This window comes from Pseudomonas sp. P108 (genome assembly GCF_032613195.1).
Taxonomy (GTDB): domain Bacteria; phylum Pseudomonadota; class Gammaproteobacteria; order Pseudomonadales; family Pseudomonadaceae; genus Aquipseudomonas.
This window is the reverse complement of record NZ_CP126692.1, coordinates 254,775-280,423: the sequence shown is the minus strand read 5'-3', so window position 1 is coordinate 280,423 and position 25,649 is coordinate 254,775. Positions and strand designations below refer to the sequence as shown.

Annotated in this window: 21 protein-coding genes; all 21 read right to left on the bottom strand. The window is 53.9% G+C overall.

Going from position 1 to position 25,649, the window contains the following annotated elements; translation table 11 throughout:
- Positions 1 to 42: 42 nt before the first annotated feature.
- The 21 genes from QOM10_RS31100 to QOM10_RS31000 all read right to left on the bottom strand — a co-directional run bounded on the left by QOM10_RS31100 (position 43) and on the right by QOM10_RS31000 (position 25,648).
- Positions 43 to 1,284, bottom strand: coding sequence for a radical SAM protein (locus tag QOM10_RS31100; RefSeq protein ID WP_316918454.1), 1,242 nt, complete (start codon positions 1,282 to 1,284; stop codon positions 43 to 45).
- Positions 1,284 to 2,036: a hypothetical protein gene (locus QOM10_RS31095; protein WP_316918453.1), complete on the bottom strand. Its 753-nt coding sequence runs from the start codon at positions 2,034 to 2,036 to the stop codon at positions 1,284 to 1,286. Before QOM10_RS31095 ends, QOM10_RS31100 begins: the two co-directional genes overlap by 1 nt.
- Positions 2,036 to 2,677 (bottom strand): 2OG-Fe(II) oxygenase, encoded by a 642-nt coding sequence (locus QOM10_RS31090; RefSeq protein WP_057451447.1) that lies wholly within the window; start codon positions 2,675 to 2,677, stop codon positions 2,036 to 2,038. Before QOM10_RS31090 ends, QOM10_RS31095 begins: the two co-directional genes overlap by 1 nt.
- Complete coding sequence (locus QOM10_RS31085; RefSeq protein WP_316918452.1) at positions 2,678 to 3,871, bottom strand: SPASM domain-containing protein; 1,194 nt, start codon at positions 3,869 to 3,871, stop codon at positions 2,678 to 2,680.
- Complete coding sequence (locus tag QOM10_RS31080) at positions 3,861 to 5,510, bottom strand: radical SAM protein (protein ID WP_316918451.1); 1,650 nt, start codon at positions 5,508 to 5,510, stop codon at positions 3,861 to 3,863. Before QOM10_RS31080 ends, QOM10_RS31085 begins: the two co-directional genes overlap by 11 nt.
- Complete coding sequence (locus QOM10_RS31075; protein WP_316918450.1) at positions 5,503 to 8,853, bottom strand: PEP-utilizing enzyme; 3,351 nt, start codon at positions 8,851 to 8,853, stop codon at positions 5,503 to 5,505. Before QOM10_RS31075 ends, QOM10_RS31080 begins: the two co-directional genes overlap by 8 nt.
- Entirely contained in the window at positions 8,850 to 10,607 is a 1,758-nt protein-coding gene (locus QOM10_RS31070) for a radical SAM protein (protein ID WP_316918449.1), read from the bottom strand. The genes QOM10_RS31075 and QOM10_RS31070 overlap by 4 nt, the downstream gene beginning before the upstream one ends.
- A 635-nt stretch (positions 10,608 to 11,242) precedes the next feature.
- Positions 11,243 to 11,728, bottom strand: a complete 486-nt coding sequence (locus QOM10_RS31065) for a hypothetical protein (protein WP_101166082.1) — start codon at positions 11,726 to 11,728, stop codon at positions 11,243 to 11,245.
- 77 nt (positions 11,729 to 11,805) lie between these two features.
- The gene (locus tag QOM10_RS31060) at positions 11,806 to 13,467 is read right to left on the bottom strand and encodes a radical SAM protein (protein WP_316918448.1); all 1,662 of its coding nucleotides are present in this window, start codon (positions 13,465 to 13,467) and stop codon (positions 11,806 to 11,808) included.
- A gap of 145 nt (positions 13,468 to 13,612) precedes the next feature.
- Positions 13,613 to 14,674, bottom strand: coding sequence for an SPASM domain-containing protein (locus QOM10_RS31055; protein WP_316918447.1), 1,062 nt, complete (start codon positions 14,672 to 14,674; stop codon positions 13,613 to 13,615).
- A 41-nt stretch (positions 14,675 to 14,715) separates the two neighbouring features.
- Positions 14,716 to 16,053: a hypothetical protein gene (locus tag QOM10_RS31050; protein WP_316918446.1), complete on the bottom strand. Its 1,338-nt coding sequence runs from the start codon at positions 16,051 to 16,053 to the stop codon at positions 14,716 to 14,718.
- A gap of 2 nt (positions 16,054 to 16,055) precedes the next feature.
- Complete coding sequence (locus QOM10_RS31045; RefSeq protein ID WP_316918445.1) at positions 16,056 to 16,430, bottom strand: hypothetical protein; 375 nt, start codon at positions 16,428 to 16,430, stop codon at positions 16,056 to 16,058.
- A 40-nt stretch (positions 16,431 to 16,470) separates the two neighbouring features.
- Entirely contained in the window at positions 16,471 to 17,589 is a 1,119-nt protein-coding gene (locus QOM10_RS31040) for a radical SAM protein (protein WP_101166086.1), read from the bottom strand.
- Positions 17,586 to 18,728, bottom strand: coding sequence for a radical SAM/SPASM domain-containing protein (locus QOM10_RS31035; protein ID WP_101166088.1), 1,143 nt, complete (start codon positions 18,726 to 18,728; stop codon positions 17,586 to 17,588). The genes QOM10_RS31040 and QOM10_RS31035 overlap by 4 nt, the downstream gene beginning before the upstream one ends.
- Entirely contained in the window at positions 18,728 to 19,927 is a 1,200-nt protein-coding gene (locus tag QOM10_RS31030; protein WP_234821226.1) for a radical SAM protein, read from the bottom strand. Before QOM10_RS31030 ends, QOM10_RS31035 begins: the two co-directional genes overlap by 1 nt.
- Before the next feature lie 9 nt (positions 19,928 to 19,936).
- Positions 19,937 to 20,962 carry a type II secretion system protein gene (locus QOM10_RS31025; protein ID WP_234821227.1) on the bottom strand — a complete coding sequence of 342 codons (1,026 nt, stop codon included), beginning with the start codon at positions 20,960 to 20,962 and terminating at the stop codon, positions 19,937 to 19,939.
- Positions 20,959 to 21,483: a type II secretion system protein gene (locus QOM10_RS31020; protein ID WP_101166090.1), complete on the bottom strand. Its 525-nt coding sequence runs from the start codon at positions 21,481 to 21,483 to the stop codon at positions 20,959 to 20,961. The genes QOM10_RS31025 and QOM10_RS31020 overlap by 4 nt, the downstream gene beginning before the upstream one ends.
- Complete coding sequence (locus QOM10_RS31015) at positions 21,483 to 22,643, bottom strand: secretion protein (RefSeq protein WP_101166092.1); 1,161 nt, start codon at positions 22,641 to 22,643, stop codon at positions 21,483 to 21,485. Before QOM10_RS31015 ends, QOM10_RS31020 begins: the two co-directional genes overlap by 1 nt.
- A 13-nt stretch (positions 22,644 to 22,656) precedes the next feature.
- The gene (locus QOM10_RS31010) at positions 22,657 to 23,154 is read right to left on the bottom strand and encodes a prepilin-type N-terminal cleavage/methylation domain-containing protein (RefSeq protein WP_101166094.1); all 498 of its coding nucleotides are present in this window, start codon (positions 23,152 to 23,154) and stop codon (positions 22,657 to 22,659) included.
- Between the two features lie 30 nt (positions 23,155 to 23,184).
- Positions 23,185 to 24,957 carry a GspE/PulE family protein gene (locus QOM10_RS31005; protein ID WP_316918444.1) on the bottom strand — a complete coding sequence of 591 codons (1,773 nt, stop codon included), beginning with the start codon at positions 24,955 to 24,957 and terminating at the stop codon, positions 23,185 to 23,187.
- A gap of 1 nt (position 24,958) precedes the next feature.
- Positions 24,959 to 25,648 (bottom strand): hypothetical protein, encoded by a 690-nt coding sequence (locus QOM10_RS31000; protein ID WP_101166097.1) that lies wholly within the window; start codon positions 25,646 to 25,648, stop codon positions 24,959 to 24,961.
- Position 25,649: the final 1 nt, after the last annotated feature.

The following is a 25,649-nucleotide window of genomic DNA, read 5'->3' as shown; positions in this document are numbered from 1 at the left end:
CGCTGTGCCTTTCGCTGGGTGCTTCTTTGGTGGTGCCATTGTTCAGCCAACCGCGATCAGATGGGCGGGCAACGCGGCATTGCGCATCATTAGAGCCTGCGGCAGAACACCTTCCTCCACGCGCTTACGAGCATATTTGATGAAGGTTTTAAACCCAGGGCACTCACCCTTTCCGTTCCATTGCTCATGAAGAACACCGCAGTTGGCCCGGCAAATAAGTCGCTCGTCACATGTGCGGCAAGCATCAGGTAGCCGCGTCGCTTTCATCACCTCACGCAGGTAGCTGCGTGAGGTCAATACGTCGTGGACAGTGGTCGTGAACTCGACCTGGGTGGCACCGTCTTCGCCAACAACCTCACGCGTTTCAAACAAATTCCCATGCGAGTGATAGTCGTTGGTGCCGCCCTTCTCGATGCAGCTGATCGTCCGGCCATCGGAATCGATATCAAGTGCGCCATGCACAATCGGGCACACCACATCATCCATGGGCTGATCCTGGTGAACCGCCATCAGCCAGGACTCGCATGGGTTGATCCAAAGGTCGGGGATTCGCTCGCGATTTTCTATGTACCAGTCCAGCGCATCGCAGTAAAACTGTGCAGTCTCGCTGTGCTTGGGCTGCACAAGTTTGGAGTTGAGGTCACCGTCGCCGCTGGGGATGAAGAATCCGAAATGCATCTTTGTGAAACCCAACTCAACCAGTTCCTCAATCATCGACGCGGCTCCAGCCTGTACCACTGGCTTTACCAGTGCCGTGGTCACCGAGAAATCTTTGGGGCCGGGTAGAGAAGAAAGTTTGGATTCCGCAACCAGCGTCCGAACATTACGCCGCCAGATTTCTTCTTGCTTGCGCTTGTTGAAGCGGGTGCTGCGCTCGTAAGAGGTCGCCACCTTGTCAAACATCCTCGCCACGTCGAGCGCTTCTTGAGTCACGAGGTTCGTTACGATGCTGAAAGCTACTTCCTGCGGAATCTCCTTGAGCATCGCCTTCGCCTTTGGAAGGGCGGCTTTGAAAAAATCCACGCCGAGCATGGAAGGTTCGCCGCCGATAACGTGGATATCCACGAAGCTGTAGCGGCGAGAGAACTCATAGTCAGCTTTCATGTGATCGACGATCCCTTGCACTACGTGCAGGAATTCATCCTCACTCATGTCGGGCGATTTATCTTTCTTGTCAGAAAGAATGTAGCAGTGGCTGCACCTGAGTTGGCAGCGCCGAGTGACGTTGATCTGGAACAGGAAAGAGGTACGGCCCATGCCTACGTTAGATAATCCTGGCTGCATTACTGACTCCCAGCATGATGAGTGAATGCCGACAGAACATCATCTGCGCGACCAAGGCGCACCGCGCCAGATTCCGCCTCTCGGGCTAAGCCGACTTTCACGCCTAACGTGGAGTCAATGAACCTGGAGGTGGGGGTGGTTATGTATAGGGTTCGGGCCTGTACAAACTCAATTTCATCGTTATTGAAACGCAAGTGACAGATCTGCTCCCTTGCCATCCGCCAAAGCGGATTCGTCATCGGGATGTGCTGATGCTCTCGGCTTAATGGAAAAAAGATGAGGTCGTTGCACCCCTTGATGAAGCCGGCACTGGACTGCAAGCAAATACCATTGAGCAACCAGATTCGCTCGCTTGAGGCACAACGCTTGATGAGAGCAGAAAGGGCTTTCATGTACCCATCTTGACCTGACAATCCTTCGATATGGTCAGCCAGCACACCAGCAACAGAGTTATCGAAACTGTTTGTCGTTTGTGCGAGTTGGTAACCCCACTCTTTATGAGGCCAGTCTCCAGTACCAACTGAGTCAGGCGACAGCAAAACACGCTTCCCATCGCTCGCCAGCACGATTGCCAAAGCCATCGAAACAATTGGATCGTCGCCAACAACCACCGCGTCGAATACCTCTTTGCCGTAGAGGCTTTCTCCAAAGGTTCCTAGGATGCGCATCATGAGCGCTATAGGCCCCATGCCTGCCGGTGCAGTCCGATATGCATCACGGAACTGGTACTTCTTCAGGATAATTGAGTTCATCAACGCCAGTTCGGGCCGTACTTTTCTCTGACTCGTGTGCGCATCACGTTTTCTCTGTACCCGAACTGACCAACCATGGTGTACCGAGTCTTGGCGCTGGTTATCTTTGTGACACGATGCACCCAGCGGGGATTCGTGTTGATAGCCCACACCAACGTCCCGTGATTAGGCGTGACAGACGCCTTGATCGAGACTGACTCTGGATCACGCAGAAAGCCATGCTCATCTACGTCACCCTCTCCCAGCTGCAACATGCCGCCGTCTTCCGGCAGCCACACGTCGTCACTGAGGTAAACCATGCAAATCAGGTGCATCGGGTCATAGCTATCGTGATGCCAAACCATCGAGTCCCCCTTCTTGCCACGCTGCAACATGCAGTTGGTTCGAGACCAATCTCCCATGTGCGATCTTATGTGCTGTGTCGCTGGCCCTAGCCCCAGCTGTTCCATGAACGCCAGATACACAGGCGGCACTAGGTGATTCTCCGAGGGGTTGTCAGACTCCCATTCAGCGATATCCGGGCTACCCGGCCTGTCCTCAAGGAACCTGTCGGACTTAGCCTCTGCAAGTAACCGATCAGCAACGTCTAACTCGATTGAGGATACGAAAAAACCATCACGGAACAACTCATTCAGTTGCATTTACTCCACCTCCGCAAACCCACGCTCAGCAGCCCTGGCCAAGCCTTCAAATCGGGCGTTTTCATGACGCGTTGCAATCCGATGCAACCATTCGCGGATGTGCTCCGTTCCATGCGTGCGAATGGCCTCATCAATGCGCTGAAATAGGGCTGTCCAGGTCATGCAGTGATACGACTTGCCGTGAACACCATTCCCCTGCGCAATCGATTCGAACATGCAGCCGCCATGGCAGGACTTGTAGAATGGACATGAACGGCAAGTTACCGGCGTATTGGAGGCTCGGCTTGCGTACACGTTGATGGCTTCGTAATCCCAGGTCTCAGACAGGGCGTTGCCGATTGGCGCAAGTCCCGCATCGGCCATTTCAAGGCAAACGTAAAGATCACCATTGGGCTCGATATTGACGCTCTTGCGAGTACAGTCATTTTGGAACGCACAAGCGGTAGCCTGGATTCGACCAAGACCGCTGACTTCCGATACTCGGGCCTCGCAAAGCTGGTAGAACGGTTCAACAACCACTGGCAACCGTAGGAACCAATCGTCAAAGAGGCTGACCATGCTGTCGCGAAACTGCTCTGCCGTATTCAGCTGTACGGCCTCAATTCCACCCCTGAAAATGGGCCTGAACGTTATCGCTCGTCGTGACCTCACGGCTTCTCGCAGATGCTTTCTTGCGTCGTCCACTTGCCCTGGCTCCACGACGTAAATCGCGCCGGGCGTGCTACGCGCTCTTTGCAGGTACTGATCAGCCGACTTCCAAATTAAACGATACTTTTCAGCATCACCCTTGATCGTCCTGGAAGCAGTAGTCAGGTCAATGCTGGTTCCAATTCGACCAGAGAACTGATCGTAGAGCCTCGCTGCTTTGCGTTCGGAGAGGATGAGGTTGCTTTGGGCGCCCACTGTGCATCCCATCTGACTCTCGGCGCAAACAGCTTCAACGATACGGATATGCTCATCTAACTCATGCTCAGGCACCATCGCAATTTCCCCACCCAGAAACTGCGCCGTAACATGCGTAAATGAGACACCAAGCGCGGCTTGTGACGTGCCCAGGATGAATCGCAAAGCCTTTTCGAGGTCGGCAGGGCTGAGGCGTTTATCAGGGGTCTCCTGCCAACTGCTGCAATAGGAACAGTCGGCGTTACAATGCTTTGTGAGCCGTATGTGCAAGGTCAGCGGGTTAACAGGCATGGTTCACCTCTTGAGCTTCCCGAGCTGTCATGACCTTGAATGCGAACTCTATCAACTCGTCATGGCGACCCTTTCCAGTGATAAAACTGCTTTCACCAAGCTGCGAAGTGACGCTATCCAGCATCTTGGATAGACCCCAGCCCTTTCCTTCGACGATCCGTGCCACATCCAACAATGGGAAATTGAGATAGTGGAAGTTGCGGTACACGATGTGCCGGAACAGTTCTTCGCCTCCCTCAACCACAGCCCTTTCCAGCCAACTCGCGTCTACACGAACGTGCGAGCCTATCGCGTCATAAAAAAACAGGCGCTCAGTCCAGGTCTTTCCGTGGATCAAACCATCGGCCATTGCCACAATTCTCGGCCTTCCGAACTGGGAGAAGAAGCCCTCGTAATCCGAAGCGAACTCGCTTTCCAAAAGCTCGGATTCTGACCCGAGATTAACAAACGAGGCGAGGCGCTGTGCCTCCAGAGCCCCACGACGCTGACGACGCTCCACCATTGTGAGGTATTGGCTACGGTCACTGACCGTAAGTCGAGTTTGGGCCTTGGCGAACTCCCAAACCCTTTTTAATCCTGCGCAATCACCATGCGATATGAGCCCCGCCATTTCTTTTGGCAATTGCTTGTGCCAAGCCCATCCTCCAGAGCACACCACAGCGAATTCACACGTATTACACGCTTCATAGGGCATTGAGTGCCGCAGACGAAGTTCTGGGGTGTTGTTGAAGATCGTCTTGGCTGCGAAAGACACGTCGCGCACCGAAAGTGTTTTGGTAGCGAATGAGCTTTCGTCGCCGGTAAAGCTGCTGTTGAAGGTCACTTCGCCATTGGGCTCAACTTCAATGTCGTATGTGTCGTTTCCAGGGTAATGGTAGTGCGTCAGGGTTCGGATCGACGATTCCATTTCCACCAGTGGGCTCAACTCCACATGATCGGGGAGTAGCTGGCGCAGGGCGATGATGAACTCGGATACCTCGCCATACGTGCAGTTTTTTTGAAAGTACGCTTTCCCCGAGCCGGCTGGATAGAGCATGTCGCAGGTTACGTCAGTGATACCCTTGGGTATGAAGGTGTCCACAACGAACTGAGGCCCCTGCTCGATGACGGCCTTGCTCATTGTAATGCAGAGGGTTTTACGCTTAATCCCTGTGATGGCTTCCAACGTCTGCAAATAACGGGGCAATAGTTTGTAATCTTTTTTGAACCGATTGGTATCAGGCTCCCAGGGCACAAAAAGATCGATACCGTACCCATACTGCTCGCCCATGCGATTGAGCAGGCCAATGTAACCGGCGTCTTTGAAAATCAGGTTCGTACACCAGATCAGCGCCGCCTCGGCGTCATAGAGCGCATCCCACCTCGCCATTCGTTCAAGCGTCCATGGAAGATTCCTCTCCCAGAACGCTATGGGCATCATCGTCAGTTCGCCCCCAAGCAGCTCGATGTTGATTTTGCTGATCTTTCGATCCGCGTTGAATAGTTCCTCAATACGGATGAATGTCTCTCGGTAAACGTCCTCCGCCATCTGTGTTTTATCGCCCAGCAATTCCGGGGTGATGTAGCAGTGGTCGCACCGCAAATTGCAGAGCCTGGTTGGCGCGATGCACACGTTGAGCATGTCGAGCGCGTTATGCATAGGTAATCACCCCCTTCGCGCTGACCGACACTTTGTCTCCAGCTTGCACCCCATCCGGGACGCTTGCGCCAATCACAACAGGAAGCCCCTTCGCAGAGGCGTGCTGCATCAAATGAGAGGTGATAGATCCACGCGCCGCAATCACAGCTACGGCATTCTCCAGGCACGGCAAGTAGTCCATGCTGCATCGATCCAACATGAGGATTCCACGCCGCGAGCCATGGTTAGGGGTTACCAACTCGCCCGTGATACCAGCCGCAGGTATACGCCACACGCCTCGTGCAGGTGTTGTGCCTAAGCACACCTGTCGAATAGTTTGAGGATGGTGAACAAAAGCTGTCGAAACCCCAGTTTCGAAGGGCTCCCAATCCCCAAGCTGGGTTTCTAACGCATGCATGAGCTTCCGCTCTTTTCCTTCGATACACAGCGCTCTGATCGCCGGGTGAAGTGATGCCAACCGCGCACTGATGAGAATACTTGTTACATCCTTGATCCACTCAGTTGGAGTCACCGCATTAATCACTGCCGAAGGCCACTCTTCGTTCACAAAACTCTGCTCAGTGACCGTCGCGTTGTATCCAACTAGCGGCATCACGCCAATGCCCTGCCACGTTGGGAAGTGTCCATGTTTTAGGGCCATGCCGAGCACAGATGAGACCAGTGCGCGAGGTGAGCCAAGCCAGTCCTCTTTTGCACCGCTGGCCAGCCTGTAGGTGGCGATGCGATTCATGCGCCCCAGGGTCTGTGAAACGTCTCGCAAGGCAGCGACAACAGATTCAATGGATACCTCGCACGCACTCTGCGAGAGCGCAAAACGAATGTACTGATCAACCCATTTCAGTAGGTGTTCTATCTGCACCAAGCGAGGTTTGAACCCAAGTGACTTCAAGTCTTCGATGTAATCGAGGTTTGAACGCCAATTGCTGACGACCATAGCAAACCTGCGCTGGCCGTAAGCGACGATATGTCCCGGCGCAAGTGCTGAAACAATGGCAGCGGACAGTGCATCTGCGTGGGCTGTAACTACCTCAACCACCCGTTTGTTTGCCGCGTCCCGAAGTCGGATTTCCGCGCATGCGCGGGTATTTTCGATGTTGACTTGCAAGATGGTGAGCCTGCCTCTACGAGAAAGGGCGAACTCGATGACACAGGCGCCGATTTCTGTGAGGTCTTGGAGTGCCAAGGCTGCATTGCGAACAAGCTTCGGCGCACGCTTGGCGTCCCATAGCGGAAATTCGAAAGACTTGGCTGCTCCTTCGCCAGAGGTTACATCCTCAGCGGTGCCAATGTCGCAGATCACCAGCGAGCATTTGTCGTTGCTCTGTAGCTGGATGACCCCGTACCAAGCGGCATTACAGTAGGGTTGTACAAGTGCCGCGCCTTCAACCCCGGCTAGATCGAAGGCATCCAAAACGCCTGCCACGCGATCAGGTACATCAGCGTTTGAGCAGACGAACGAGGGGTATATCCCCGCAGTAGAACTGTGGTTCTTTGCCTCGTCTACCATTGCCGAACGAACGATGTAACTACTGCCACGAAGCTTGGCACGATGTAACGCAGGTATATCTACTCGCTGAACAACGAACCCAGGCTGTACTCGGTAGCCACGCTGATTAGCAATATTCAACAGCGCAGCTTTCTGTGGAAGCACCGGGCTGTACTGAGAGAAAGCATTGATTTTGGGTCGAGCGCGCCACATAGCAAACAGACAAGCAGAGGCGAAAGCCGCTAGACAGCTGATCTGGAAAACCCAGTATGGCGTTTCGAGCTGAGGATAATCACTTCTGCTTTGGAGAACAGCCGCGCTTATCGCGACGACTAAGGTCGCTTGGATAGTGCTCCGCAGGGGCTGGTTGCGCCGAAGCAAGACAACAGAACCACCAAGTATTGCACCGAGCAGGAGTGCAAGCACAAGGCCGTGGCCCAATACTGCTCTCCCAGCATATCCACCCGCCGTTCGTATCGAATACGCAGCCTTTTCCTCATCCGTGTCGAGGTCTTCAACCGTCAAGAATGGTTCAGTAAGACTGGCAGCAAGCGTGAACCGGCCCAGCCAAGGTATTCCGCGTCTCGCCAGATACTCACCAGCCAGTAGCGAGTGATAGGCAGTGCGGCGATCAAATGCCAACCCAACATAGATTTTGGTCGGATCAAGGGTTGCGACGAAATCTTCCAGCCCCCCCTTTGCTACGTCTGCCATCGGCAGCCTGTGGTAACGCTCTTTGAGGAAGTCCACACCAATTGGCCAGGGCCGCTCGCTAAAATCCAGAAACTCTACGTCAGGCCGGTTCAAAACAAAGCGCTCGGCATCTTCTACTGACACGGTTTGGTTATCGTTGTGGTACGTGTCGAAATATGCGGGTTTGATCAGTATCTCATCAGGGTTTGGCATAACGTAATGAACATCAACCCCAGCTTTTACAAGCAGATCAACGATGATGGGGGTCGCGCCAGTATCATTTGTCTCGAAGCCGACGACGAAGACCTGTTTACCCAGCAGGGTGAGAGACAGCTCCCGGTAGTTGGCCACAAAGTCGGCGAGTGAAAGCGTCTTGTTGCCAAAAATCCAACCATCCTTCACAAATTCGCTGTCAGTGGTCACGCCCATTACGAACGCGGTGGGGTGCGCCTCGATCCAGGATCTATATTCGGGAACAGGTACAGTAGAGCCTCCAATTGCGATACCGCTGTCTACCAACCCCCACCCATGCTTCGATAGCGCTGTGGTTCCACCCTGTAAAAACCCTACGTTGAGCCCGAACCTTTTAAGAGCTGCAACAGCAATGGAGGCGGCGATACCGCCGTACTGGTCAACGAGAACAACTCGTCCACCGAGGTCATTCACAGCCTTGATGAGCACATCCTTGTCGCGCCAAATCTCATCAGCTGATAGCTGTCCCGTAGACATGAAAAGGCTTGGATAGGTACTGATTTTTAGCGCCTTGAAATGCCCCGCTTCTAGACCTGCCATGAACTCTGCGGGTGTGACGGCCTGGGCCGATGCAGACTGCTCACCAATTTCCATGAACGGGAATGGGATTTCAGGAGACAGAAAGCTGGAATCCGCATTGGTAAACAGAGCAGCCTTGTTGGACTGATCCTGTGCGAAGTCTTGGAGCAAGAAGATCCCCGAGGACACCAGCGCCAGCGCAGCGACTAGAGGAATGGCTCCCTGCCCCTTGCGCTTGTAGCACCAGAAAGCCGCAGCAGCTAACAGAGCAACTGGAAAGGCCATTACGCCAAGCAACCCGATGCCCGCCGCCCCTACTGCGATTGGAAACGCGTGAGCTACGCCAGGAGACAGGAGTAAAGCCAGGGCGAATGCGCCTTCGGGATATCTCATTTTGGGGTGCTCTGGAGTATGCGCTTGACCCGATATGCACTGGCCTTGAGCCGTTGCATGTAGTCATAGGAAGCAGGCGTTATTGAGAGGCTTTCTGGAGAATTCAAAACAGATGAGGTTTGTGCGCTCGCCGCGTTCAGAACTGCCCATATCAACAGGTCTTCGAACTTGAACGATATCTCCAGCGATGACTCACCGAAGCGGGAGTATTCGTTGGCAACCCGCAGGGGGGCTGATTCCCACGCAAGGGCGACCGCTAAGGCATCCTTGAGATATTTCGCCAGGGGATGGTCGCCTCGCTCAGCGATGAAGGCATGCACAGCGCCCGGCTCCACCTCTACGGTGTGATAATTGCCGGCAACTGAATGGGCGATGATTGAAGACGCTTCACGGAACGCACCTACACCACCCTCAAACTCGACTGAAATGCCTATCCTGTCGTAGAACCAAAGCCGCTGCCTAGGCGACAAACCAAACAGCTCGAAGTCGAGCACCACTACCCTTTGGGCATGTTTAACCGCTTCGAAGAATCCCTCGTAGTCTTGAAAGAACTTTGCCTCACTCAGCGTTGCAGCCGCATGCATTGACTGGACGATTCGCCGTGCTTTACGAGACCGTCGCTCATCACCGTACCGGGTCACTCCTAGTGGATCAAAGTGAGTTGCAGCCTCCTGAGCCCACAATTCAAAAAATCCAGGACATGAGAACCCATTGCCCTCAGATTGCCCCATGTACCTCTGAACAACACCGGGCTCCAACCCTTTATGCGGATACCACCCTGAATTACATGCTTGGAGGTATTCGCAGTCACGGCAGAAGTCGTGCTCGAAACTGAGCTTGTTGTCCAACTCTGAGCTGTTCCCCCAGATAATTTTAAGAGGTGCGTTTTTATCGGTTGCATGCAGTCCGACATAAGGCCGCACTGCCTCTGAGCCCGTCTGATTAGGGTTAAGGGACAGGATGCCTCTCTGATCCCAATGGTACTCGTAGGCATCGTTTAATGTGTTCTGTGACCGTGAGAGGGTGCGCAGCGACTTCCTCATATCGTCAAGATGGTCAACCGTTAGGCCATATGGTTTCCCAAGCTCGGTCAACTCTGCGATAAAACGCGCCACGTCAGCGTACAACGGCTGGTACTGATCAAAATATGCTTTGCCAGACCCCCACGGGAACACCATGTCGCATGTCACGTCAGTGATACCGCGCTTCACAAATGTGTCGATGATGTATTGAGGGCCGAGGTTGATGATCCCCTGCCCCATGATCAACACAAGGTTGAGCATGTTGCAGTCTCCCAAGGCCTCTATGCGGCTCAGGAACTTAGGAAAAATGGCCATGTTGCGGCCGAAGCGCCCGCTCTCTGGCCCTTCGAAGCTGATCGCGATATCCATGGCAGGATGGTGCCGATAAGCGCGGAGCAGTTCGAGGTAGCGCTCGTCCTTCCACATGAGATTGCTACAGAAGGTGAATTCTGTCTGGATGCCGGCGTCGTTCAATTCCGTGATTCGGTCGAGTGTCCAAGGCAGGTTGCGCTGCCAGAACTCGAAGGGCATCAGAGTTGCTTCACCCCCCAAAACATCCAAATGCAGATAAGTCACGGACTCATCCAGGTGGAATGACTCAATGATCACCTCAACGCAACGACGGTAGGTGGCCTCATCGATGTATTCCTTGACCCGCAGCAGCTCGGGCTGGATGTAGCAATGCTTGCAAGCCATGTTGCAGTTGAGGTTCGTAGAGATGGTCGTGCTCATCATCTCTATCGAGCGGTTTCGGGGGAGGCTGAAATTTTCGATCTTCATTCCCCATGATGGCGGCAAGAAGACCTTGATTTCATCCGTACCCGATGCACTTACTTACTGCTGCTTCACTGCTTCTGCGGACTATCAGGAGCGCGAGAAGCGTTAAGAGGTGGCTGAGCGGCCTCGCATCCAAACGGAAGTTATGCATTTTTTTAGAAATGCACACAGCTTCATTCGACGCTGCCGGTTGCTGAGATAAATTCGACGGCTGACTGGCCAAGGCCACAATCGGCAGCTCCAGATTTCCGAAAGGCAATGAAAATTAGGGCGACTGCCCTAAGTTGCTGGCAATAGCTGCGACAGCCTGTAGATTTCCCGTGATCTTTGAAAAGAGCTGAATTGCAGGAGCATTGCGCCCCTGCTAGTCAGTTTTGATCGCGTTCTTTGATAGCGCCTGCAAGGGCGTCAACGGCCCAATCGGGGCATGGGTAGGAGCTGGGTTTCTCGGGGTCATTCAGCCATGAGCGGACGGTGCGCACGCCACATGGCCGCTTAGTAAAGCTGCAAATCAGTGCTGCACTCTCGGCCTGCGTCAATTTATGTTCTGTCAACAGCGATTTGTAACGAGTCCGATTGTCCATTGGCCGTTACTCGGGGGTAGACGGGTTTTCGATGAACACAGACAACGGGCCTTCAGTTGGAACCTCCAGCATGCTGCGGACGCGGCGGTTGATTGCGTCGGTGAAGGGGTTGTTGAAGGCAATGTACCCAGGGGTAAACAATGCCAAAAACGTCGGTATCAAAACTATCATCCCGATCCAGGTGTACAGCACCGTCGCCCTCAAGCCCGCAGTGATTGCCTCTGGTGTTGCCACTCGTGTCGTGGCGATTAGGTCGGTGATCGATGCCGGTTCTACGATGAGCAGGAACACTAAGGCCATCATCAGGAATACAGGAACCGCGCAAGTGCCCCACAACAGCATGCGCAAACCCACGCCGAGGATTCTTACTGCATACGCCAAATACAGGCGACGATCCTGCCGGACGCTTGCCGCGATGGTGTTGTAGATTTCGACCGGCAGCGAGCCGACCTCGATCCCGTTGACGTGAATGCGGGCAATGGATGAGGACATTTGTTTTCCTTGGTTAGATTGAGCGCGGATAGGCAGCACTGCCTACTATTGCAGAATAGGCAGTGCTGCCTATCAGGTCAATCGCAGGATGCTCGGTCTTCCGCGACCACTACAGCGGGTTTGCCTGCAAGCCATTCAGGAGGGCGCTGGTCACTCTCTCCAAATCCAGCACGATTCGTTCGACTCAGAAGGTCTGCAATCCTGCTTTCAGATTTGATGCGGATGAGATTTGGGCCGAGCACCGGGGCAGACTCATCCAAACCATCAAAATTCTCTGCGTGCCGGCGATTCCTCATCACCCATCGCAACAGCTCTGCATTGTGGTCGGCTGCAATTAGTGATTCCCCAATAGCGCCTGCCTCGACACTGGCCGCACCCGAGAAAAGAATTGTGGCCAACGGATCGAGAGGGTTTTGGTCACACCATTCCCATACAACCTCTTTCCCCATCGTCAGGCTGAACAAGTCGTCATACACATAATGTTCGACGACCAGTCGCTGTTGTGTTGGAGGTAGCGCGAAGAAATCCCCGTGAGCAAGAATGCTGGGTATACCGACCGCCTGATAAGCCCAGAGGCGCTGGATGATCGGCTTATGCCCCACATCGTTGCTGGTCATCTGAATGCGGCTCTGCTCATTCTGCTTGAGCCACGCTGAGAATGGCTGATCAACGCAAGATGACTCGCAAACGATGTCACGGCGCTGAGCCCTAATGTCTCTGCTATGGCGAAGCCTCAATAACGCATCGCGATGAACCTGCAAGGAACGATCAAAGCTACCGTAGCGTGACTTGATCTTCTTCCAGAGGTTTTTGTAACCAGGGCAATCCCCGGAATCCCATGCACGAACATCCTGCGGCGCTGCGGTGCGGTAGTGATACCAACCGCCTGCGCAGTGGGAGTGAAATTCGCACTGGAAGCAGTAGTCATGGTAGGCGGAGAGTTTGTTGTCCAACTCTTGAGTGTTGTCGGCCAGAACCTTCCAGCTCCAATCCGGGTCGTCGAGAAAAATCAGCCCGCTGCCCAATGACGCCTCGCCAGTCGTCTGGTTTGCATTGAACGTTGTGAGTCCGTCAGGCTCGATGGCTAGGTCATATCGAAAATTACCGATGCATTGATAGCTAGTGCCCCGGAAAACAGCACTGCTCATTTCATCAGCGGGCGTGAACGTGATCCCCGTTGGAACTAACTCGAAGAGGCGAATGAGATACGCGCTCATGCGCTCGAACTCAACCATGTTCGGCTGCCAGAATGAGCGACCTGACCCGTAGGGACTGATCATCTTGATCGAGAAATCCTTGATCCCGAGAGGCAGGAATGTTTCCAGCAAGTATTCTGGGCCAAGATCAACGACCGTTCGAGTTAGGATTACGTCCAGTATTTTCTGGGACACATTGGCCTCGCGGACAGTCTCCTTCCACCGGTCAAACAAGGCCATATTCTTGCCGAACCGATTAGTCTCAGGCTCCCAAGATGTGTACAGGCACATTTCTGGACGCTGCCCATAGCGCTCGAAAAGCTCAAGATAGTCCCGCCGCTTTCGATCATCGGCGAAGATGAGGTTTGAAAGGACGTTGATTGCACCGGGCGTCTTTAGCGAGCGGTTAAAGTCGGCGCATTGGTCGAGCGCATATGGCAGATTTTCTTGCCAGTATTCGATGGGCAGGCTGGTAATTTCTCCGCCGATCAACTCCCACTCCACTTCCTCAAGGCCCTTATCTAGAGCCAGCAATTCGCGCATGCGAGGAAATATCGCTTTGAACGTGTCTGGCGACATAAAGGCCTTGTTGCCAAGCTCTTTGGGGTCGATGTAGCAGTGCGTGCATCGCCGATTGCACCACCGTGTCGCGGTGATGCTCACATTAGCTTGATTCAACGTTCGCGCTTTATGCACAGCTGGACTCCAAAAGTTGATTCCACATACCGCGCCCCCCAGCGCATTCGCCTGAGCCGTCGGTTACAGGTACGTGGGAGGGGCCACCCTTGCAGTAAGAAATGTGCTCACAGCCCTGACAGGGAGAAATGCGCTTTCTATCAGCGATGATCCGAGCCTTCCTCTTGGGTGACCGCAGTATTTCATCCATACCCTCGACACCGACATTGCCAAGGAACGTGGCTGACAGATCTGAGTAGAGAGGGTTCGTCGTTACTGTCCCGTCAGGGTTCAAGGTAAGAAATCTACTTTCACACGCAACGTTGAACTGGTTGTTCAACTGCCCAATTTGCTGCTGAAAAGCACCGATGGTGATGCCGGCGTCTAGAAACGCAGCCCCCCACCTCGACTCCATTTCGTTTAGGTAAGCCCAGATCGCTGAATAGCTCGCAGTAAGCGGCAACTGCGGGACGCTGGCAGCCGTATAGGAAGGCTGATTTAGAAAGGATCGGAAATCCACGGAAACATCGAATTCCCAAACCCTACATTGAGAACCCAAAATAGCCGCGGCTAATGAATCGACGCCTGCCCGGATGGTTTCGATGTTCAACTCAACGTTAACAGGACAGTGGATACCTGAATTCCAGAGCTTGTCCAGGCCTGCGAAAAAGCGCTTTTGGTAAAGGCTGGCGTCGCCAGCGAGCGTGTATTTCTGTGCATGCGCGTATGTGGTTTCTGCACGCCCCCCGAACTCATGGAGAGTTAGGTCGATCAACCAATTGGGTACGTGGAAGCAATTTGTAACCATGGTCTGGTCGGCATGCGGCAATACCCTTCTGGCTACCGCGCAATACTCGTTCATAGCCACACGGCCTACTACGGTAGGCTCCCCACCCTCCCAAATGAGAGTGACAGGTCTACCCTGCCAGAACATCGACTCAAGAAAGACCTCAAGAGTGTGGTGAGGCAGCCTTTCCATGGCTGATCTATGATCTTCGGTCAGGTAGCAACGCTTGCAATCGACATTGCACTGCCGCGTCACATTGATAAAACCAACTGCCTCTTTTGCGTCCATCACGCCCTCGACGCGCCCTGTTTCCAAAGCGCTACAGTCCATCAGCCAACGGCGATAATGATGTTGTTGGAAGACGCTGGTTGCGGCTCAGCTACTGGCTTTGGACGCTCAAGCCCAATCTCACTGATCGCGCCGCCCGCCTTCAAGATCGAGCCAATGATGCCTACGAATTCGGCGCCAGCCAGTGCAGCCACCTTCCCATCAACACCGATCGTCTCAGCAGCGCGAGTTGCACCGACAGAAGGACTGACCACGCCTCGATCAAGATCGACGAGGTGCTTGAGTTGAGAAACTGAGCTGAGTTGATCCCAGGCCGAAGCCAGGTGATCTGCACCGCCGAAAGCACTCGATACCGCCGCGACGAGATTTTGTGCGAAGGCAACTTGAGCTTTGCTTGGCGTGAATTCCTCTGTGTCTTCGCCTTCGGTCTTCGGCAGGTACTTATCGAGAACCGCGTGAATGCTATTTTTCAACTCGTAGATCATGCCGGCAGCATCGGCAAGCCCGAGACCAGTCATCAAACTGGTGGCCCGGATTAGGTTAGGTACTGGAGTGCGCGAGTCGAGTTCTTCTTCGAGCATTTTCCGGCGAGCTGCACGCAACTCAGCATCCTTGAGTTTCAGTGCCCCTGCCAGCTTTTGCACCTCACCCTTGAAGTAGTCGTCCCCACCCAGTTCCCGCTCAATGACTTGATCAAGGCGAGCCTTGATGTAATCCATGACCTCAAGCGGCACCTCGTCGGTGAACAAGAGTTTCATTTCATGGTTGTTGGTAATTTCTTTCGGCGTGTGGCCCATAGCAACTGAGAACTTGTACTCAACGTAACCGTCCACAGGTGTCAGGCTGAAATTACCGCTGCTATGCGTGAGCCAAAGCGCAGCGTAGCGCTCCAGTCGATCCACATAGCCTTCTACGCTCGCAACAGATGACGCATCGTTTGGAAGCATCAAACGAACATTCAAACCTTGAGCTTCGGCTTCTTGCAAAACCAACACAGGGTCAATTACGCAGGTTGGCCCAACATCGATGGTTGTTCGACTCAGCGTCCCGGTAGCCAGCAGAAGACTGAAAATAAAGTCGTCGTGAAGCATTCCAGGATCGTCGTCACTGGCACGCGCTTTCAAACCTAATGACAAGGCATCCAGTGGGATGCGTTGCAACTCGGTGTCGCATTCGACAAGGGCATAATGAACGGTACGGGCGAACTTCGTCGTCGCATCTGCGCGGACGGCTTCGGATTGTCTTTGGAAAACTGCATCCAATTCGGATGCAGTCTTGCCGACAACAACCGTCTGCTCTGGCGCCCTACCATCTTCTGGCGACAACTGCTCGGGATCAACAGTCTGCACCACGGGCGAATCTCCGAGGGTCGTGCTCACAATTACCTCCACCCACGCGAGCCGTGGCATGCGCCATGACAAGCCCCGTGACATGCTGTGTGGCAATAACCCCATGCACCAATGTCGGTGGAATCTCGGTCTTTTGCAGTCGCAGTTGCGGCCAGGAGCAGATTATCAATGCCCGAGGCTTCGTTGCTGACTACCAAATCCTTGAGCGCATCCTGATACTTATCGACCACAGGCTTGATCGGATTAAGCTCCAGCATCGCCCTGTAACGCTTGATATCAGAGTCATTACCGAGTTCGGCAACGGTTTTGTCGATGGTGATCTGCGTCGTTGCCTGAGAGTGCTGCGCGAACACAGCAGCACTCACAGCCAGACCGACGAGAATCCGGTTCACGGCTTTGCCCTTCATACCCCTTCTCCTGTTCTTATGTGGCCTTGAGGCCATCAATTCACCCTGCAACAGCAATAAGACCTGCGCTCTCAGCTGACGCAATGCAGGAGTTCAATAGCTTGAACGCCTGAAAACCACCAGCACACTCGCCAGACTCATCGGTCTTGGGTGTCGCCATACAACCACTGGAACAGATGGGCTTAAACTGACAGTCGTGACACGATAGCTGTCGCTCTTGCCGAGCCTGTACCAACCTTGTTGCCTCTACCACCGCAACGCCCACCGCGTTGCGGTTGCTCACCTCAGAGGTAAGCGCAGTGCAAGCCGAGTAATACCCCGTTTGGTCAAACGTATGGAAACGGGTGTCGCACTTCCCCGACAAACAACCATAGCCACCCGTCAGGCCGCTGCGCAGACGTTTCACGCTGTCGATTAGCCCATCAAGTGGAGAAATGTTAATCGGCTGCACACCTGCACGAATCTCACGCGTGAAGCGCATGTAGGCCACTGCGAACCGGCCAATCCACAAGCTGTACTCATGATTCGAGACGCCGAGCCAATCCCAGTTGGTGATCGCATAGCCTGTACGCGTCAGCCGCTCGAAATGCACCAGCTTGATGCCCTTACCAAGCAGGAAGTCGATGAGGTCTCGGGGATTTTTAAATCGCTCAAGCAGAGGCTTCGTTGTAGTGATGACCATGTAAGGGGAAATCCCCATGCGTTGCAACTCAACTACTTGCTTCCAGAATGCGGTCTCGAACTCAGCGTTGGTGTCAGGTCGCCCCTTCTTCATCATGCGGATATCAACGTCCCACGAAACCCCAACCTGGGAATCGAAAAACTCCCGGTAAAGCTCTGCCCAGCGCAGGTCGAAATTCATCAAGTTCGTTTGAATGCTGAATTTGATGGTGAAATCTGACAGCGCTTGCCGAAGGAAAATGCACACCCTGCGCAGGAATTCCACACCCACAAGCGTGGGCTCACCACCGTGGAACTGAAACAGCAATGTCTGTCCTGGTCGGGCGAATTCACGGACTCTGGCAGGCATGGCCTCAATATCTACCCACTGCATCCGCTTTGGGTTGTTCGGTATGAAGCAATGGGCGCAATGAAGGTTGCAGGCCTCGATCAAACGCACATAAATCATCTGATCGAAGTCTTTTGCTGAATCACTCAACGGATACGCTCCAGCCCGTATGTGTATGGGTCAAATGCTTTATGGCCTGCGGCGGTAAGGTAAGCGGAGGCATGCTGCCGGCCAATAGGCGTATCCACGTATGAGTGGACGTGGTGTAGATGAGAACGATAGCCAGCGCACTCACCGCTCCCCGTATGGACTTGGTGATCAGTTATAGGGCAACCAGAGCGGCAAAAGCTTCTGAATGGACATGCCTTGCAGTGGTTGGCAACGTGCCCGATCATTTGCACTTTTATCCAATCCCGGCGCACCGCGCTGGTCTGAAACGCGTCAATGCCGTCCTGGGCTTTCGGCCACTTTTCCTGCTCGTACTCAATCCTATCGGGGCAGGTGTTGAGGGAGCCATCTGGATTAACGACAAGGAAATCGCGCTGGCATTTACCGCCCCACCGCTCCCCTGGTTGACCGTGGAGCACGCCACCTATCGATGCAGCAACAGCGTTGTTCGCAACAAAGGGCTTCCCCGCTGCAATATCAGCCATCCCTAGGTCAAACAACGCTTTGAGAAATTCGCTGTGCTGCTTGTTGTCTGGCCTGTCGGCGCCGGCACCGTACCCGTTGTAACGTTCGATACTGAAATGGTCGAAACCATTGGCCTTGAACCATTCATAAACCTTTTGGGGCTCAGCCGTTTCGTTTGTAGTCGGAACCATGATTGGCCCAACGGTGATGCCGTTGGTTCGGGCTAGATCCACCTTGCGCAACCACAAATCAACGTACTTATCGTTGGAGCCGTTGATGGTGCGCCCAGTGAAATCCAGCGATGACCCGACGAATGATCCGCACCGCTCTTGAATGAACTTAATGTGTCCCTCGCGCAGCGGGATGAGGCTCGTTTGCACAGTTTCCTGGATCTGGAAGCGTGCCAGTCCAGCTCTCACGCGATCTGAGTACCAGAACAGCGTCTCAGGACTCAAGCTCAGCGGCTCGCCGCCGTGGTAAAGGATTGCTATCTGCTCATGGCCTTCGCGTAGCGCCAATTCATGAATAAGTTCCAGAGTGGCATCGAGCGTTTCTGGGGTCATCCGCGATTTATTCGCTCGAACATCCTCGGGCAAATAGCAGAAATCACAACCTACGTTGCAGTAGTTCGTCGGTTTCAAATAAACAGTCAGCATCAGGCAGCTCCGAGGGTTGCTTCGACGCGATACCGTGCCGCTACTGGGTCTATACCCAGTCGATAGAGAACTCGATCAGCTTCACCAGTGGCCACAGATTGCTTGAGTCGGTCGAAGACCATTTTCCACGACTGGCAATAAGCGAATTTGCCACCCATACCCCGCTCAAAAAGCACAGCATCACGAGCGCAACCGCCCTGGCACTCTTGGAAGTGTCGGCAGGTTTTGCAGTCAGGCGGCTGGTTGCGAGCACGGCCTATGATTTCGCGTGAGGCAGGCGAAGAAGCCAACGCAGGAACCACATCGGCACCACTGTAAAACTGCACCTGGATCGGTTGAGCTGCTACCTGAACTGCACCTGTGAGGATGTTTCCAAAGCGATGCGCAGGGTCGCCAAGGTCGCTGAACTCTGAACAGTTGAATACAGACCCATCTGGATCGATAGTGAGGAATTTTCCACCACACGATTTAGTCCACGGACACAAGAGCGTGCGGAAGCCAGCAACCTTGCTGAGCATCTGATCGAGAGGTGTGATGTTGAAGCTCGGCACTTCATCGATCCAACGGTTATACAGATCAATCAACATTTGCCCGTAGGTCACAGGCTGAATGAGCATCCCGGCAGACCTCGCCCTTCCCGCTGGATAGGCGTAGTTGAAACGAATATCGAACCCGTAGCTCCCGTAAGCCTTCGCTCGGTCGTACATCACCTGGGCTCGATCAGCAGCACCTTCGTCATACACGCCGATCACCAACGGGCGGAAGCCGTCGGCAATTACGTCATCCATAGCACGCCAGAAAACCCTGTCGTATGTCCCAGCGTTCCCCTTGATCGTTCGGTACTTTTTGTAAGGATCAAAGCTGGTCGAAATCCGACCTTCGAAAACATCTTCAAATACGCTTTTCCATCGTGCCTTGTTGTAGCCGAGCAGGTTTGTTTGGATGGCGAAATTTAGATTAAGACCAATTGACTTGGAATATTCCGCGCATGCGCGGAAAAACTCAGGCCCCATGAGCATCGGCTCACCGCCGTGCCAAATCCAGTCAACCTTCGGTGTGAGGTTCCCCTGGAGGCGGTTCGCGATCAGCTTAAAATCGTCGAGAGTCCAGCGATCAGCACCATCAGGTGGTGCTGAGCAATAGGAGCAATCGGCGTTGCACTCTTTTGTTGGCTTGGCGATGACTACCGAGTAAGGCATTGATCGTCCTCAGTTCGGGTAGTAGCAAAAAACATCGACAAGCGAGTCGAGGTTCTGATAATCGGCGGCAAAACCTTCGGCAACAGCGGTGACAACCCAGTAGTTCCCACTCGAAGTCAGTCTGTAGTTGTAACCATACCGGCCAACGAAGTTCGGATCATATGAACCCGCATAGCCACCTCGCATTGCGCCGGGGCGTAATGCGCCCTTCGGGGTGCCACCTGCCCCACACGCCGGTTTGCTCACCAGCCATCCGTCACGAACGATGTAAGTGCCGATTTGCACGAAGTTGGGCATGCTGTCAGACAGCAAACGATTGCCTCGGTTACGAACAACTACATCATCAACGGTGAGCTTTTGACCTGCGGGTATCACAATCTCACCGTTCTGCGCGCTCAATGTGAGGCTGCCAGACTGGGAGCGAAGCGTTGGATTGGCCTGAGTGAAATTGATATCACCCGCTTCCTCGATCTTCTGCCCGCCCATGTACAGGGAGGTGCGCATGCGGTTGTCTTCGATGTTTCCGGTAGCAACACGCGTCAGCTTGTTGCTCAGTGCCGGCTCGCTACCTGGAATCCCAATCTTGGAAGTAATCGTGTGCGAACCAGCGGCGGTTATCTCAGTGCCCGCAATGCTGTTCACTAGGTAACCGTCCCAGTCCTGAACAGCCGCCTGGACGACACTAAAAGACTTCGTGTCGCAACTCGTCGTGATAGCGTTGTTGTAGCGGTTTGTGGCACCTACTGCGCTCAGGTAACCGCCAGTTTTGAGTTGGGTAATCGCGTTAGTGCAATTGGCGCCGCCCGGCCAGGATGCAGTAGCCACACGGTAGCTGCGGGCCGCATCCATGATCGCGGTCGTGTCCTCGGTCGTCAGATTCGCACGACGAAGATTCAGTTCCTCCATCATGTTGGGAGTCATCAGCGCCGCAATCAGGGCCATAACAGCCATCACTACGACTAGCTCGATTAGAGTGAAGCCTTTTTGTCTCCCGGCTTTAGAAGTGTTCCCTTTGTACTTCACCATCGATTTCATCTAATCGTCTCGCCGGTCAATAGTCGTTTCTGGTGCTGTACCCAAGCAGGGCCAGCGGTACGGCGGGCGGGCGTACCGACAATGATCCGAGTACGCGATCCCGATTCCTCGGTTTCGTACCCCTCCCAACCGTCAATGTGAACATCCAATTCAACGGCGACGGTGCATGTCCTTTCAGTCATCTTGAACAGGTACGGCCTATCAAATGGGTTATTTGTAGGGAGGTCGTAATCAGTGGAAAGCTTCGCTTTAAGGGTCGTTACGTCAGTCCACCCCGTGTACAGCGCACCGTAAAAGCTGTTCACCTTGTAATTGGAAGGATCGCGGGAGGTTGATGCAGGTGTGACCCGCACCAGATCACATGCAGCAACGATTTCCTTGGCTTGCGATACCGCTCCCTTGATCTTTGCGTTGCGTATTGGCTCCATGATGTAGGGCACCATGAACGCAAGAATGATGGCGATGATCGCCAGCACCACCACCATTTCAATAGCGGTGAATCCCCCCTGCCTCCGATCCATCACATAGTCATCCGCATGGTCATCATCGGCACATAGAACCCCAGCGCAAACAGGAGGATCGAGCTGATGAGTACCAACATCGATCCTCGTGACATGGAGTTAGCGATCTTCTCGGAATACTGAATGAACATTTCAGTCAGGGCCTCCGATAGGTTGGCGAGGATTGCGCTGCGCCCATCAACGTTTTGCTTGTCAAACCCTTTGAGGTTCTGAGAAATGATTTTTGGCCATTCCTCACTATCGAAAACCTGCCCCAACTCACGTCCTTCCTTGTTGCGCTCAAGCGCTTCTTCGTAGAGCTGGCGCTGATGACCTTTGGAGCGTTCGAGTATGAACCGCAAGACTTGCGGGTTAGTGAACCCGGAAGCTGTAAGAAGCCTATAGGTTTGAACAAACTCCAAGCCGCGCTTACAACGAAGCCGGTCATCAAACAGACTGAAAAACGGCCATCGACGGATGCTTTCCCACACACGCATGCGGAACACGAAGCCGACGCAAAGCGCGGCAACGATCAGTGGCCAGTAGGTCATGTAGAACCACTCCAACCACATCAATATGTGGCTGAGAACCGTCGGAGTGATTGGAAATTTCTGCTTGTACAAAAACTCGCGAAGCATGCTCCCGCCGAAGATCGGAAAACCGATGCCCGCAGAAATGCCCACGAAAAAATTGATCGCCGCCGTTTTCATCGGCTTAGCGAATTCCTTCTTGGTCTTCATGCGGTCACGCAGCACTACACCTGCGCGCTTCAACGAGTCCGCAAGGTTGCCGGCCCGATCACCGGCATCCGCCAAAAGAATTGCTGTTTCATCAAAACGCATAAGCTTGAGCCAATCCGAAGCTCGCTCACAGCCACCAAAATCGGCTTGGTTCATTCCGAGTTTAGCGAGGTCTACAGATTCCAAAATGGCGCGACCGGGCGTCCGGCCTGCCTCAAGCTTCGAGGCAATAGTTACCAGCGCCAGAACCTGTTCAGTCAGTGGAAGCCGCTTCTCAGTTAGCGATGCCCTGATTGCACCAAGATGATCAACCTCTACACTTAGAATGTTCCTAGCTTGGAACCCGGATTTGGAAATGGCTTCCTCCCTGGTCATTGCCTCAACTGGCTTAGACAGGACGCTGCCTTCCTGCCCAATATATTTGATTACGAAGTAAGCCATTCCCGCCCCCTACTTAGTTGCAGCGGTACGCGACAACGATCTGGGCGCTGGTGCCAGACACAGATTTGACGTTAGGCGCTGCGGTCAGCGAGTCCTTGAGGGCAGTCGCCAGCTCGGTGTCTTGAAGGTCGAGCGGGTAGGTCACGGTAGCGGTGTTGCCGCCCGAGGTGGTAACGCTCCAAGTGCCACCGAACACGGTTTCAGCCGGAGCACCACGCTCTACGAGTTTGTCGTATGTGATAGTGGTGTTGTTGCATTTGTTGGACATGGTGACCAGACGGGTAATGCCCGACGGGAAGTCCTTGAGCAACTGCGTCTTCGCCGCCTGAACCTTGGCGTCTTCCTTGGATTGGAAAAGGCCGGAGGACATGACACCGATGATCAGCGCAAGGATAGCCAGAACGACGACCAGTTCAACGAGTGTGAACCCGCCTTGTTTCTTCTTGACCTGGGCTGGCACTGGGCGCAGGGATGCGCGGTCAATTTGGGATTCAGCTACTTCATGTTGCATGGATGCTCTCCAGGATGGTCAAACTTTTTATCAAAGCGATGCAAGTGACGGTGACGGTTGTCCCGGTTGCAAAGATGGGTGGTGTGGAACTGGGACGGAGACAGCTTGCCCTGAACCGGGGGTGGCATTCACCTCAACTCGATCCACTTCGTATGGCTTAAGTTCTGCTTCCAGCTGCTCGAAGGAAATTGTGCCGTCTGCAACCAGTCTGAGGCCGTCATCCCAAAGGTCTTGGAAGGTGCCATCAGCAATCTGCTTGCGTCGCAAAATTGAAGGGTTGACCCCATTCAAAAGCGCGACTTGTACTTCCGGGGTCACTTCCATGATTTCGATAATGCTGTGCCGCCCCTTCTCCCCGTATTGTCCGCACTTGTCACAACCGTTGGGATTTTTGCGATACACAATGGAACGGCCACGCGCCGCCGCAAATGCCGCGTGACGGCCATATCGAGCAAGACGTGTGCTGTCTTCTTGCAACTGGCCGGAAACCTTGCAGTGAGGACACAGGCGCCGAACCAACCGCTGGGCCAGAAACGCAGTCGTATTCGTTACGATTTGGTCAATACCAATGTCCATCTTCAAGAGGCGACCAATAGACTCGTGGCTGTTGTTCGTGTGCAAAGTCGCCAGTACGAGGTGACCCGTCATTGCAGCTTTGAATGCCAGCTCCGCCGTCTCGTTGTCCCGCATTTCGCCCACCAAGATCACATCCGGGTCTTGACGCAACAGTGCGCGCAACGCGTCTGCAAACGACAGGTTTTCATTCACTTCGGTGTGGCTCATACCCGGCTGCTGCATCTCCACCGGGTCTTCTACCGTGTGGAAATTTCGATTCGGATTGGTGTTCTGCATGTTGATCAGCTGCGCGTACAGCGCTGTCGTCTTACCGCTACCGGTTGGCCCGGTCATGACGATCATGCCGCTCGGGTAATTCCCGAAACGGATAAGCTTCGCAAGGTTGTGCTCTGATAAACCCTGGCGATTTAAGTCTGCCAAAGAGTTGTTGTTGCCTAGCAAACGAATGACCATTTTGGGCGAACTTTCAGAGCGACGGGTAACAGGCAACGTTGAGACACGGAGGTTGATGGCCTTGTTACTGTTGAGTTGCAATTCAAACTTACCGTCTTGCTGCTTCATCGACTGCAAGGTGACTTGGCAGCGCGACTCCAAGACGCCTCGCACCATCGTTTCATAAAGCGAAAGATCGATCTTGCGCTGTGTTCGCAGCGCTCCATCGATGCGGAACTGGAGGTCTACTTTTTCGGTTTGTCCAGGCACAAAGTGAACGTCACTTGCATCCTGCCCAGCAGCGAGGCGAATAATGTCTTCCACTTGCTGGAGCGCTAATTTGTCATCGACGTTCTCGGCTTCGCCTTGCGTTTCTGCGCCATGCACAGCCCGCAGCTGAGCCAGATAGCTGTTTGACACGACTCCCAGATTCTTGAAGTGAATGTCTTCGCGGCGAGCCCAAGCCATTGCTTGATCGCAAAGGCCCTTGTCAAATGGGTTTGTAACGCAGAGCGTATCGCTGTATGCGATCCAGCCATCCTCGGCACTGGCGCAGCGCACCGTAAGACCTTCCTCGGCGACAGAAAGGTAGAACATGTTCCCTAGTGCATGCGCAGCCGCCTCTGCAACGGCGTTGTCATCTTTCGCAACGCGAACTGCATCAACCAAAATCGCAGCTTGGGATTCAGAGACAGGCTGACTTTCGGCGATCTGGGGGGTGACTCGCCCACGCTTCACAAGATGGTCATATACCCGCCCTTGAAGCGCTCGGATTCGTTCATTTGCTTGTGACATATCAGTCGTCCGTGTAACGCACAGATTTAGTCCAGTCGATGCGCACCATTCGACTTCCTTCTTTGCCATTGAGCGTGGCGCTATCCACCCCAAGCTTTGTGAGCTTTTGGTCGTAAATGCTCCCGCCTACAGGCACCTCCTTAAAGCCGTCATTTGTGAAAAACACCGCGCTGCTTGCCCTCAACTCAACGAGCCTGAGAACCTGCTTTCCTTGGCTCTTTTCCCGTTCAGACGGCTTCGCAACCACCTCGACCTTTTCTTCTTTGGCCTCGGTAGGTTTAGCGATTGGCGGCGGAGTTACAGGTGCCGGTGCAACGCTGGGAAACCCGGTCTCGCCGAACATGCTCGAACCTGTCGGCATAGGGATAACCGGGTCAGACCCTCCGAAAGGGTCGGAAGGGTTGTACCCTTGACTAGCCTGCATACCGCCTCTACGGCGTACCTCAAGCGCCAGCCGCTCCATATCACCGATACCGAGTGGAACGCCTTTCGGATCAACGATGAATCCAGCATCGTTCATTTCTTTGTAGGACTTAGCCATCTGCGCCTGGATGGAAAGCTTGTCCTTGTTGAAAGTCATTTCTTCCAACGTGCGATTACGAGTGAGTAGTTCCTCGTCGGCGCCGTCGGCGAATGCGCCAGTTGAAGCGGCAGCCGCAATCGCGAGTGCGACAATACTCAGTTTCTTCATG